Origin of the sequence: Streptomyces sp. NBC_00872, from assembly GCF_045161915.1 — a bacterium.
Taxonomy (GTDB): domain Bacteria; phylum Actinomycetota; class Actinomycetes; order Streptomycetales; family Streptomycetaceae; genus Streptomyces.
The window spans coordinates 6,717,024-6,729,719 of sequence record NZ_CP108806.1 but is presented as its reverse complement, the minus strand read 5'-3'; the positions used below and the strand labels follow the sequence as shown (position 1 = coordinate 6,729,719).

At 69.4% G+C, this 12,696-nt stretch carries 8 protein-coding genes and 1 pseudogene; 5 read left to right on the top strand and 4 right to left on the bottom strand.

The genetic code is table 11. From position 1 onward, the window contains the following. Positions 1-31: 31 nt before the first annotated feature. The 3 genes from OG214_RS28735 to OG214_RS28725 all read right to left on the bottom strand — a co-directional run bounded on the left by OG214_RS28735 (position 32) and on the right by OG214_RS28725 (position 3,433). On the bottom strand, positions 32-865 hold the full coding sequence (locus tag OG214_RS28735) for an ABC transporter permease (RefSeq protein WP_405986374.1): 834 nt from the start codon (positions 863-865) through the stop codon (positions 32-34). 40 nt (positions 866-905) lie between these two features. Then, entirely contained in the window at positions 906-1,877 is a 972-nt protein-coding gene (locus OG214_RS28730; protein WP_405987644.1) for an ABC transporter ATP-binding protein, read from the bottom strand. A gap of 290 nt (positions 1,878-2,167) precedes the next feature. After that, positions 2,168-3,433, bottom strand: a complete 1,266-nt coding sequence (locus OG214_RS28725; protein ID WP_363084335.1) for an NYN domain-containing protein — start codon at positions 3,431-3,433, stop codon at positions 2,168-2,170. 236 nt (positions 3,434-3,669) lie between these two features. On the opposite strand from OG214_RS28725, the gene OG214_RS28720 reads away from it, so the two are divergent. After that, entirely contained in the window at positions 3,670-3,858 is a 189-nt protein-coding gene (locus OG214_RS28720; protein WP_363084336.1) for a hypothetical protein, read from the top strand. Between the two features lie 133 nt (positions 3,859-3,991). On the opposite strand, the pseudogene dnaE reads toward OG214_RS28720, so the two are convergent. After that, positions 3,992-7,530, bottom strand: a pseudogene (gene dnaE, locus OG214_RS28715) (DNA polymerase III subunit alpha). Positions 7,531-7,788: 258 nt separating this feature from the next. On the opposite strand from dnaE, the gene OG214_RS28710 reads away from it, so the two are divergent. The 4 genes from OG214_RS28710 (at position 7,789) to OG214_RS28695 (ending at position 12,677) form a co-directional block, all read left to right on the top strand. After that, complete coding sequence (locus OG214_RS28710; RefSeq protein WP_405986373.1) at positions 7,789-9,129, top strand: DUF2252 domain-containing protein; 1,341 nt, start codon at positions 7,789-7,791, stop codon at positions 9,127-9,129. A gap of 137 nt (positions 9,130-9,266) precedes the next feature. Next, on the top strand, positions 9,267-9,950 hold the full coding sequence (locus OG214_RS28705) for a hypothetical protein (RefSeq protein ID WP_365902381.1): 684 nt from the start codon (positions 9,267-9,269) through the stop codon (positions 9,948-9,950). Positions 9,951-10,024: 74 nt separating this feature from the next. Beyond that, positions 10,025-10,840 (top strand): DsbA family protein, encoded by an 816-nt coding sequence (locus OG214_RS28700; RefSeq protein ID WP_363084340.1) that lies wholly within the window; start codon positions 10,025-10,027, stop codon positions 10,838-10,840. Positions 10,841-11,039: 199 nt separating this feature from the next. Next, on the top strand, positions 11,040-12,677 hold the full coding sequence (locus OG214_RS28695) for an alkaline phosphatase D family protein (RefSeq protein ID WP_405986372.1): 1,638 nt from the start codon (positions 11,040-11,042) through the stop codon (positions 12,675-12,677). The last annotated feature ends 19 nt before the right edge of the window (positions 12,678-12,696 follow it).

Below are 12,696 nucleotides of genomic sequence, written 5' to 3'. Positions count from 1 at the left end.
GCCATCGTGCCAGGCCCGGCCCCGTGATGCCTCATCGGACCGCCGCGCGCCGGTACGCCCGGGTCGCCACGGCCAGCGAGACGACCCCGACGGCCGCGCACACCGCGAGATCGAGACCGACGGCCGCCCAGTCGGGCCGCGCATCGAACGTACGGGCGAGCGCCTCCACCCCATAGGTGGAAGGCAGCAGGTCACGTGCGTAGACGAACGGTCCCGGGAGCCGGTCCGCGGGGAGTACGCCCAGCAGCAGTGCCGCGGACATACCGAGCTGCCCCAGCAGAGTGGCCAGCTCCTGGCGCGGCGCGAGCAGCCCGAGGGCGGCGCCGAGCCCCGCCAGCGCCGCGCCGGAGAGCGGGATGACCGCCACCAGGACCCAGAGATGGGTGAGGGGCAGCTCGAAGAGAACGCTGCCGGTGACGGCCGTGACCGCCGTGCCGGGCACCGTGAACGAGGCGTACGCGCCCGCCGCGCCCAGCACCACCGCCGCGGGCGGCACCGGCAGTGTGGCGTAGTGGTCCAGGCCGCCGCTCGCCCGGAGCTGACCGAAGTACTGGGCGAGCAGATTCAGCGCCACGAACGCGACGACCAGCACACTCGACCCCGCGACGACCGCCCGTGCCTCGTCGCCCCCGTCGACGACACCCCGCATCAGGATCATGATCCCGACCGACTGGAACGTGGCCACGAAGAGCAGCGGGATCCGGGCGACCCGGGCCCGGGAGAGCTGGGCGCGGTAGACGGCGGCGAGCGAGGGCAGCAGCCGCGCCCTGGGCGCGAGGGGCGCGGGGCCCTCGTCCGCCGGCTTCACGGGGTCCGCCGCTGTCCCGGCTCTCCCGGACACGGCCTCCACGGGCACGATGCTCACCTGGCGCTGCTCCTGTTCGCTCCGTACGTGCGGCCGGCGCTCATGCCTTCACCAGCCCCTTCGTGCTCCCGCCGAGCGCCAGATAGACATCCTCCAGGCTGGGCGTGGCGAGTGTGAAGTCGTCCAGCGCGGCGAAGGCCGCGCCACCGGTCACCGCGGCGACGGCCGCGCGCGCCTCGTCCGGGGCGAGCCGCAGCACCCAGCGGCGCCCGGACTCCTGTGCGGAACCGCGCAGCGCGGCGACCTCGGGAACCTCCAGCGGCGCGCGCTCGCGCCACACCAGCTCCACCCGTACCTCCCCCGCGACCTGTTCCTTCAGCCCCGAGGGGGTGTCACAGGCGATGACCTTGCCACGCTCCAGCACCGCGACCCGGTCGAGCACGGTCTCGGCCTCGATCACATTGTGGGTGACGAGCAGTACGGTCGCCCCGTGCTCGGCCCGCCGCCGGTCCACCGCGGCCCACACCGCGCGCCGTGCGACGGGGTCCATCCCGGTGGTGGGCTCGTCGAGTACGAGTACGGGCCGCTCACCCACCAGCGTGGCGGCGAAGCAGGCGAGCCTGCGCTGTCCGCCGGAGAGCTTCTTCAGCGGGCGCCCCGCGATCCCGGTGAGCCCCAGTTCCTCCAGCACCAGATCCCGCTCGACCCGCGCCGCCCGCAGCGCGAGCCCGCGCAGCCGGCCGGTGGTCTCGGCGGCGAGCGCGACGGTCAGTTCGTCCAGCGCGGTGGACTCCTGGCCGAGATAGCCGATGAGCCGCGAGGCACGCTCGGGGTGACGCACCAGATCGTGCCCGAGGATCTCGACATGGCCGGAATCGGGCCGCATCAGACCGGTGAGCTGCCGTACGAGCGTGGACTTGCCCGCGCCGTTCGGCCCGAGCAGACCGAAGATCTCACCGCGCCGCACATCGAGTGAGATCCCGTCGGTGGCGCGTACCTCCGGTGTCCCGGGAGCCCCGCGCCCACCGCGCGCGGCGGGGTACGTCTTGACCAGATCGCGCACCACGCACACCGTACTCACGAGCAACGACCATACGGGGTCCCGCCGCACGCCCGGCCCCTGGGTCACAATTCCCCACCCCCGCGCGGGGTCCCCCAGGCCTTCGAAGACACGGCCTAGGGCCTCTCGTTTGGATCTTGCTGGGGCTCGCGTGCCCTGGCACCGCGCCTCGCCGCGTTGTCGTCGGTCGCCTACGCTCCGCGTGGGCTCCCTCCTCCGCCTTGCGATCCACGGCACCACGCGTACACCAGCCGCTGCCGCGGCGGGCGCTCCCCCACCCAGCCAGACCCAAACGAAAGACCCTAGCCGGGAGGCGTCTCCGCCGCCCGTACGTCGATCTCCCGCCAGAACCCCGCCCGGATCGCATACCGGTCGTGCTCGTCGATCTGGTCGTCCTTGTGGGCCAGCAGCCCGAACCGCGCCGCGTACCGCAGCAGCTCCCCGTCGATCCGGTGCGGCACGCGGGGGTACATCACCGACAGTTTCTGGACATGGCCCGCGTCCGGCAGCCGTTCCATCCAGCGGCGCGCGAAGACCTGCCCCACCTCGAACGGGTCCCCGCCCACCGTGGTGATGTCCTCCTCGCGGTCCGCCCAGCGCTGCTCCGCGCTGGTGAGCTGCGCCAGCGTCGGCAGCGACGCCGTCTCCGGCGGCTCCCCCGCCGTACCGCCCCCCGGCCGCTCCACCCACCCCTTGTCGGAGGACCAGCGGAGCGTCGCGCTCGCGGGCGGCTGCGCGGACGGCTGGGCCGCCTGCCCGCCCGGACCGCGCAGGCTCGCCAGGTCCTTGGGGGTGGGGACGCTCTTCCCGCCGACGGCCGGCGGATGCGTCCCGCCGGCGCCGTGCTCCACGGACGACGGCGCCGAGCCGTTCCGCCGGGCGGCCGTCCCCTCCTCCGCCTCGGCCGCGCGCTCGGCGGACGCGGCGAGCGCCGACTCCGGCAGCGGCGCGGAGAGGATCGCCGCGATCTCGGGCCGCGGGGCGGGCGGCGGGGCGCAGATTCCGCCCAGGTCCTTGGCGCGTACGGCCTTGGTGATCCAGGACCGGTCCAGCACCCGCCGCTCGTCGGCCTCGGCGACCAGATCCTCGGACTGGTTGTAGTCGCCGTCGGCGGCCTGCACCGCCCAGAGGTGTACGGCGACACCGTGCTCCTTGGCCGACATCAGTCCCGGTAGCAGATCTCCGTCCCCGGTCACGAGCACAACGTCGGAGCAGGCACGATTTCTGGCCAGCTCGGTGAGCTCCGCGTGCATCGCGGCGTCGACGCCCTTCTGCGCCCAGCGTCCGTCGCTGCGGGTCAGGGCGCCCAGCCGTACGGTCACCCGGGACATGACCCGTAGTCGCCGGTGCTCGGGCTGCGGGACCCGGTCGGGGGCGCCGTCGAACCAGTAGATACGCAGCAGCGGCTGTTCCGTGTCTGCCTCGGCGCGTTCACGCAGGCCCTGGATCAGTGCGGCATGGTCGACGGTGATACGGGAACGTGCCGGTTCTCCGGCGAGAAGACTCGCGGCGGCGCCCAGCAGATAGCCGGCGTCCACCAGGACGACGCAGCGGTCCACGTGTTCCACCCTCTTTCGGGAACCTCGGGATCGGGAGATCGGGAGTTACTGCGGGTTTGCTTCGAGTCTGCCCGACGGCAAGAGGCTTAACGTCCGGAACTCGATCATCGGCGTGGCGGATCACCGGTCACGCCCGTGACTAGGCACCACTACGTACGGCAATGATCCAGAATGCGGCCATTCGTGGCCTATGTGACTCTGAATGCGGCCCTGGACCCGACTCATCCCCCGCAGGAGGCAGCACCATGGCCAAGAACAAGAATCGCGACCATCGGGACCGAAGTAGTAAGCAGCCGCACCGCACGGAGCCCCAGCGTGGCAACGAGGAAACGGGGTCCTCGTCCATGGAGGACCGGTCCGGGGAGAAGCTGTCGAACATCTCGCCGACGGATGTCGCGCACAAGGGCCGGCAGAAGCGCTTCGGCCACAACTGACACTCCGCGAACCGGCGCCGGACCCGCCCGGATGACGCACGAGGGGCACGCCCACCATGGGCGTGCCCCTTCTCTGTGCGCGGCTGTCCGCGTGTGTCTCTGTCCGTGGCCTTCGCGCGCGGCGGAATCCGGCCTAGCCCGCCAGGCAGGACGGGCCGAGCAGCACCTTCAGATCGCCGAAGAGCGCCGGATCGGGCTGTACCCGGTGCCGGTCGAGCCGGAGCACCGTTGTCTTCCGGGCGCCCTGGAGCTTGATCCTGACCTCCGAATTCCCCCGGTGGTGGCTGAGGATCTCACCGAGCCTGCTGATCATCGGCGGGGTGACCTTCACCGTGGGGATGGTGATGGTGACCGGCGCGTTCGTCCCCGCGGACGACAGATCCGGGACCGACAGCTCCATCGCGACCAGCCGGGGGATGTCCTCGCGCTTGTCGAGACGGCCCTTGACGAAGACCACGGTGTCCTCGACCAGCTGGGTCGAGACCAGCTGGTAGGTGGCGGGGAAGAACATGCACTCGATGGAGCCGGCCAGATCCTCGACCGTGGCGATCGCCCAGGCGTTGCCCTGTTTGGTCATCTTGCGCTGGAGGCCGGAGATGATGCCGCCGACGGTCACGACCGCGCCGTCCGCGTGTTCGCCGCCGGTGAGCTGGGCGATCGCCGCGTCGGCCTTGTCGGACAGGACATGCTCCAGACCGAAGAGCGGATGGTCGGAGACATACAGCCCGAGCATCTCGCGCTCCTGGGCGAGCAGATACGACTTGTCCCACTCGATGTCGGAGAACTCGACGTCGAGCCCGAAGCCGGGCTCCTCGTTCTGCTCCTCGCCCATACCGCCGAAGAGGTCGAACTGCCCCTCGGCCTCCTTGCGCTTGACCTGCACCACATTGTCGATCATCGGCTCGTGGTGGGCGACCAGACCCTTGCGGGTATGGCCCATCTCGTCGAAGGCACCGGCCTTGATCAGCGATTCGACCGTGCGCTTGTTGCAGACGACCGCCTCGACCTTGTCGAGGAAGTCCGGGAAGCTGCTGTACTTCCCCTTCGCCTTGCGGCAGCGGATGATCGAGTCCACCACGTTCTGACCGACGTTCCGCACCGCGGTCAGACCGAACAGGATCACATCGTCACCCTGCGCGGCGAAGTTCGACTGCGACTCGTTCACATTGGGCGGCAGCACCTTGATACCCATACGACGGCACTCGTTCAGATAGACCGCCGACTTGTCCTTGTCGTCCTTGACCGACGTCAGCAGCGCCGCCATGTACTCCGCGGGGAAGTTCGCCTTGAGATACGCGGTCCAGTAGGTGACCAGTCCGTACGCGGAGGAGTGGGCCTTGTTGAACGCGTATCCGGCGAACGGGACCAGCACGTCCCACAGGGCCTGGATCGCCTCGTCCGAGTAGCCGTTCTTCTTGGCGCCGGCCTGGAAGAGGACGAAGTTCTTCGCCAGCTCGTCGGCCTTCTTCTTGCCCATCACCCGGCGCAGGATGTCGGCCTCGCCCAGGGAGTACCCGGCGATGATCTGGGCGGCCTTCTGCACCTGCTCCTGATACACGATCAGGCCGTGGGTCAGGCCGAGGACCTCCTTGAGGGGCTCCTCCAGCTCCGGGTGGATCGGGGTGATCTCCTGCTGGCCGTTCTTGCGCAGCGCGTAGTTCGTATGCGAGTTCATGCCCATCGGGCCCGGCCGGTACAGGGCCGAGACGGCGGAGATGTCCTCGAAGTTGTCGGGCTTCATCAGCCGCAGCAGCGAACGCATCGGGCCGCCGTCGAACTGGAAGACACCGAGCGTGTCACCGCGCCCGAGCAGTTCGAAGGTCTTCGGGTCGTCCAGCGGCAGGGCGAGCAGATCGAGCTCGGTGCCCTTGTTCGCCTTCACCATCTTGACGGCGTCGTCCATGATGGTCAGGTTCCGCAGACCCAGGAAGTCCATCTTCAGCAGGCCGAGCGACTCACAACTCGGATAGTCCCACTGTGTGATGGTCACGCCGTCGGTGTGCCGCACCCAGACCGGGACATGGTCGGTGATCGTCTCGCTGGACATGATCACACCGGCCGCGTGCACACCCATCTGCCGGACCAGGCCCTCCACACCCTTCGCGGTGTCGATGACCTTCTTCACATCGGCCTCGTTCTCGTACATCCCCCGGATCTCGCCCGCCTCGCTGTACCGCGGGTGCTTGGGATCGGTGATGCCGTTGAGATCGATGCCCTTGCCCAGCACATCGGCGGGCATGGCCTTGGTGAGCCGGTCGCCCATCGCGTACGGGTAACCCAGCACGCGCGCCGAGTCCTTGATGGCGTTCTTCGCCTTGATCTTGCCGTACGTGCCGATCATGGCGACCTTGTCGGCGCCGTACTTCTCCGTCACATACCGGATGACCTCACCGCGCCGACGCTCGTCGAAGTCGATGTCGACATCGGGCATCGAGATGCGCTCGGGGTTGAGGAACCGCTCGAAGATCAGACCGTGCTCGATCGGGTCGAGGTCGGTGATCCCCATCGCGTACGCCACGATCGAACCGGCGGCCGAACCACGCCCGGGGCCGACCGCGATGCCGTTGTTCTTGGCCCACATGATGAAGTCGGCCACCACGAGGAAGTACCCCGGGAAGCCCATCTCGATGATGATGCCCATCTCGTACTCGACCTGCTTGAGCCGGTCGTCCGGGATCCCGCCCGGATAGCGGCGGGCCATACCCCGCATGGTCTCCTCACGGAACCATGTGACCTCCGTGAAGCCCTCCGGCACATCGAACTTCGGCATCAGGTTCCGCTCCTCGAACCAGCCCTCCGTATCGATCTGCTGTGCCACCAGGAGCGTGTTGGCGCAGCCCTCCTGCCAGGCGTCGGAGGAGTCGACGGCGTACATCTCGTCGGTCGACTTGAGGTAATAACCGGTCCCGTCGAAGCGGAAACGGTCCGGGTCGGAGAGGTTCTTACCGGTCTGGATGCACAGCAGCGCGTCGTGCGCGGTGGCCTCGGCGGCGTAGGTGTAGTGCGAGTCGTTGGTGACGATCGGCGGGATACCGAGCTTCTTCCCGATCTCCAGGAGTCCGTCCCGCACCCGGTGCTCGATCTCGATGCCGTGGTCCATCAGCTCCAGGAAATACCGGTCCTTGCCGAAGATGTCCTGGTACTCGGAAGCCGCCTTCAGCGCCTCGTCGAACTGCCCCAGCCGCAGCCTCGTCTGGAGCTCGCCCGACGGGCATCCCGTGGACGCGATCAGGCCCTCCGACCACTGGGCGATGGTCTCCTTGTCCATCCGCGGCCACTTCTGGAGCCAGCCCTCGGCATACGCGTCGGACGACAGCCGGAACAGATTGTGCAGCCCTGTCCTGTTCGCCGCCCAGATCGTCTTGTGCGTGTAACCACCCGAACCGGAGACGTCGTCACGCTTCTGGTGCGGCTGGCCCCACTGGATCTTCCGCTTGTTGCGCCGCGACTCCGGCGCCACATACGCCTCGATCCCGATGATCGGCGTCACACCCGCCTTCTTCGCCTGATGGAAGAAGTCATAGGCCCCATGGAGATTGCATGGTCCGTCATCGCGATATGGGACATCCCCATCTCGTTGCACGCCTTGAACATGTCCCCCAACCGCGCGGCACCGTCCAGCAGCGAGTACTGGGTGTGGACATGCAGGTGCGTGAACGGCGGCTTGGTCACGGTGAAGGCCTCCAGCGAACGTACGGCACTGTGTGTTTTCCCGGACGCAACCCCCGGGCCCCCGGCTGCGGACAGTCTCGGGGGGACAGCGTCGAAGTCTACGTCCCGGGACTGACAGAGGACGGGTGACCGGCACGGAGGACGGGCACTCACGAGTAACGTCAGGCGTTGCCGGGAAGAGGGCTCCGACTCCGGTCGGACCCCTCCCCCACTTCTGTACCCCACCCTCGATTGTCATGCGCCAGGAGGCACACAGCGATGTCGGTCCCGCGACCTGTTGAGGCAGCTGACGAGCAGCGCGGCGAGGAGATCCTCGCCGTCTTCGACACCGCGTTCGGTGCGCTGCTCGCGGCCGATCCGGCGGCCTTCCGGGTGAAGTTCCGGAAGATGGCCGCCTCCGCCTTCGCCTTCTACCGGGGCACGGCGAGCCTGTTCTACAGCGATCTGGAGCGGGAGCGCTCCGGCGGGACCGCGGGTCCGTTCCTCGACGAACGCACCGGCCGGGTCTGGATCCACGGCGATCTGCACGCCGAGAACTTCGGCACGTACATGGACGCCAATGGCCGGCTGATCTTCAACGTCAACGACTTCGACGAGGCGTACATCGGTCCCTTCACCTGGGATCTGAAGCGCTTCGCGGCCTCCCTCGCGCTGATCGGCTACACCAAGGCGCTCAGCGACGCGCAGATCACCGAGCTGGTGGAGATCTACGCGGGCGCCTACCGCGAGCGGATCCACGCCCTGGCCACCGGCGCCAAGAACGACGAGGTGCCGCCCTTCACCCTGGACACCGCCCAGGGTCCGCTGCTCGGCGCGCTGCGCTCGGCCCGCTCGCTGACCCGCTTCGGACTGCTCGACTCGATGACCGAGATCCGGGAGTACGAGCGGCGCTTCGCACCGGGCGGCGGCTCCATCGAGCTGGACGCGGCCACCCGGTACAAGATCCTCGCCGCGTTCGACGGCTATCTGGAGACCCTCCCCGAGTCCAGCCTGACCCGGCCCGACTCGTACCGCGTGAAGGATGTCGTGGGGCGCCGGGGCGTGGGCATCGGCTCCGCGGGCCTGCCCTCGTACAACATCCTGCTGGAGGGCAACAGCGACGCCCTGGAGAACGACGTCGTGATCTATATGAAGCAGGCGCAGACCCCGGCGGTCTCGCGGCACATCACCGACCGGGCCGTCCGGGAGTACTTCCAGCACGAGGGCCACCGCACGGTGATCTCGCAGCGGGCGCTCCAGGCCCATGCCGACCCCTGGCTGGGCTGGACCGAGCTGGACGGGGCCGGCCAGCTCGTGGCCGAGATCTCCCCGTACGCGGTGGATCTCGACTGGTCGGATCTGGACGATCTGGAGGAGATCGCGGCGGTCGTCGCCGACCTGGGCAGGGCCACGGCCACGATGCACTCGGCGGCGGACGACGAGAGCGGCCACTCGCTGGTGCCGTTCTCCACGGAGCGTGCCATCGACGCGGCGATCGCGGCCGACGAGGACGGCTTCGGCCGGCTGCTGGTGGACTTCGCGCACAGCTACGGGGCACGGGCCAGGGCGGACCACCAGATCTTCGTGGATCTGTTCCGCAACGGCCGGCTGGCCCCGTAGGTCCAGGCCCGCAGGGCTCATGAAGCGTCCCGCGGGCTCATGAAGCCGGTCCCGCGGGGCCTCTGAAGACCGGCCGCGGGCCGGGTGGGCCGGGCTTTAAGGGCCGCTTACAGGGGCGCATGGCACACTCGGCGGCGATGGACATATCCGGGACGCGGCTCAGGGCCACGCGGGCGGCACTGTTCACGGCACTGGTCGTGACGCTGTCCGCGGGTTCACATGTGCTGCTGTCCCGGGCCCCGGTGCCGCTGTCCCTGGTCGCCGGGCTCAGCGCCGTGGTCTTTCTGCTCGCCTACGCGGCGGCGGGCCGCGAGCGTGGCTTCTGGCGGATAGCCGCCCTGCTCGTCCCGCTCGAACTGGCCGCGGACACCGTCTTCACCAGCGGCCAGCACGTCTGTTACGGACCGGCGGGCGGCCCCGTGGCGGGGTCGCTCCGCTCGGTCGGCTTCGACGTCCTGTGCGGCGGCGCCTTCGGCGCGCCGCTGCCCGCCGTGGTCTCCCCGGACTCCACCGCGGCCACCCTGCTGAACTCCCCGGATCCGGCGCTGCCCTGGCTGCTGCTGGCCGCCCATGTCTCGATCGGGCTGCTCGCCGCGTACTGGCTGCGGCACGGCGAGTCCTCGCTGTCGGGCCTGGTACGGGCCGTGGCCGTGTTCGCGTTCCGGCCGCTGCTGATCGCGGTCACCGTGGTCGGCACGGCCCGCGGCTCCGTACGCCGGAGGGTCCGCCCTGCGGACCGCCCGCGCCCCGCCCGTACCCGCCTCCTTGTGCACTCCGTAGGACGACGGGGGCCGCCGTCTCTCGCGCTCAGCTCTGTCTGAGCGTCCGAGCAGGCCGCACCTCCCCCCGTCCCTCCGCGTCAGCGGAAGCATGTCATCACACGGAGTCATTCATCATGAGCGCACGGAACAGCAAGACGAGCAAGGCGGCGGCCCGCGAGCGGCTGCGCGAGGAGCGCGAGCGCCAGGCGAGGAAGGACAAGGTCCGCCGTCAGTTCGTCGTCGCGGGCTCGGCCGTCGTGGTCCTCGCGATAGCCGGCGGCGTGGGCTTCGCCGTCGTCCAGTCGAACAAGCCCTCCCACTGGGAGGCGATGAAGGACGAGACGAGTGTCGTCGCCCCGAAGAACACCGAGGGTACGGACGGTACGACCGTCGTCATCGGCAAGGCCGACGCCAAGAAGACCCTCGAACTGTACGAGGACTCCCGCTGCCCGGTCTGCGCGAGCTTCGAGCAGACGGTCGGCGAGACGGTCCAGAACGATGTCGACGCCGGCAAGTTCAGGATCAAGTACATCGGCGCGACCTTCATCGACAACTCCGACAACGGCACGGGCTCGAAGAACGCCCTTTCCGCACTGGGCGCGGCGCTCAATGTGAGCCCCGAGGCGTTCATGGAGTACAAGGCGGCGCTGTACTCGGCGAAGTACCACCCCGAGGAGACCCAGGACAAGTTCGCCAAGGACAGCTATCTGATCGAGGTGGCCGACTCGGTGAACGCGCTCAAGGGCAACAAGGCGTTCCAGCAGGATGTCACGGAGGGGACGTACGACGCCTGGGCGATGAAGATGTCCGCGGTCTTCGACAAGAGCGGCGTGGGCGGCACCCCGACGCTCAAGATGGACGGCGCCAAAATCACCGCCGAGGGCAGCGAGAACGCGCCGATGACGGTGGCCGAGTTCAACACGGCGATCACCAAGGCGCTCGCCGCTTAAAGGGATTCACGCTCACGGACAGGCGGACAGGTGAGCGGCCGGGGCGGATGGACGGCCGACCTTCCGTCCGCCCCGGCGGAGGCCGCCCCGGCGGTGCAAGCCCCCGGGCGGTGACCGTCGCGCGGCCGGTGTCCGACGGGCAGGCGAACATTCCCGATTCGCCTGCCCGTCGGCCTACTGGTCAGTAATCTCCTCGTCCGTGACCAGTCTTCCGCCTTCTTCGCCGCGTCGCCGCACGGTCGTCAAGGCCGCTGCCGCCACCGCTGTCGCCGCTCCGGTCGTTCTCGGCGGCTCCGCCTCCGCCGCCGAGGCCCCCGCCTTCCACCATGGCGTCGCCTCCGGGGACCCGCTCCCGGACGGCGTGCTGCTCTGGACCAGGGTCACCCCTTCCTTCGACGCCGTACCGGGCTCCGGCAAGGGCGCCGAGACCGAGGTGGGGTGGGAGGTCGCCGAGGACGGACAGTTCGCCTCCGTCGTCGCCCGGGGCACCACCACCGCACGGGCCGCCTCGGACCATACGGTCAAGGCCGATGTAAGGGGTCTGCGCCAGGCGACCGTCTATTACTTCCGGTTCACCGCGGGCGGGACGGTCTCCCCCACCGGCCGTACACGCACCGCCCCGGCAGCCGGCACCGCCGCCCCGGGTGTGCGCTTCGGAGTCGTCTCCTGCTCCAACTGGGAGGCCGGCTACTTCTCCGCGTACCGTCATCTCGCCGCCCGCGCCGACCTGGACGCCGTCCTCCATCTCGGCGACTACATCTACGAGTACGCGACCGGCGGTTTCCCGGCGTCCGAGGATGTCGTACGGCAGCACGAGCCGGCGCACGAGATCATCAGCCTCGCCGACTACCGCACCCGCCACGGCCGTTACAAGACCGACCCGGATCTGCGGGCACTGCACGCGGCGCATCCCGTGATCGCCATCTGGGACGACCACGAGTTCGCCAACGACGCCTGGTCGGGCGGCGCGGAGAACCATACGCCCGGTACGGAAGGCGCCTGGGCCGACCGAGCCGCGGCGGCCCGGCAGGCGTACTTCGAGTGGATGCCCGTCCGCGCCTCCACCGAGGGCACGGTCTACCGCCGGCTGCGCTTCGGCTCGCTCGCCGATCTCCATCTGCTGGATCTGCGCTCCTTCCGCTCGCAGCAGACGACCGTCGGCAGCGGCGCGGTGGACGACCCGGAGCGTACGATCACCGGCCGCGCCCAGCTCGACTGGCTCAAGGCGGGCCTGGCGGGCTCGGACGCCGCCTGGAAGCTGGTCGGCACCTCGGTGATGATCTCGCCGGTCGCCTTCGGCTCCCTCCCCGCCCATCTGCTGGGCCCGATAGCCGAGTTGCTGGGGCTGCCCGGGGAAGGGCTCGCGGTCAATGTCGACCAGTGGGACGGCTATACGGACGACCGCAAGGAGCTGCTCGCGCATCTCACCCGGCAGAGGATCGAGAACACCGTCTTCCTGACCGGTGACATCCATATGGCCTGGGCCAACGATGTGCCGGTCACCGCCGCCACCTATCCGCTCTCCCGTTCCGCCGCCACGGAGTTCGTGGTCACCTCGGTCACGTCCGACAATCTCGACGACCTGCTCCAGGTACCGGCGGGCACGCTCTCCGTGGTCGCGACGGCGGCGGTGCAGCTCGCCAACCGCCATGTGAAGTGGGTGGACATGGACCACCACGGCTACGGCGTGCTCGATGTGACCGCCGAGCGGGCGCAGATGGACTACTACACGATCTCCGACCGGACCGACCCCGGGGCGACCACCTCCTGGGCCCGCTCCTACCGCACCGCGTCCGGCTCGCAGCGGGTCGAGAGGGCGGACCGCCCCGTACGCTGACCCGCGGCGACCGCGGGAC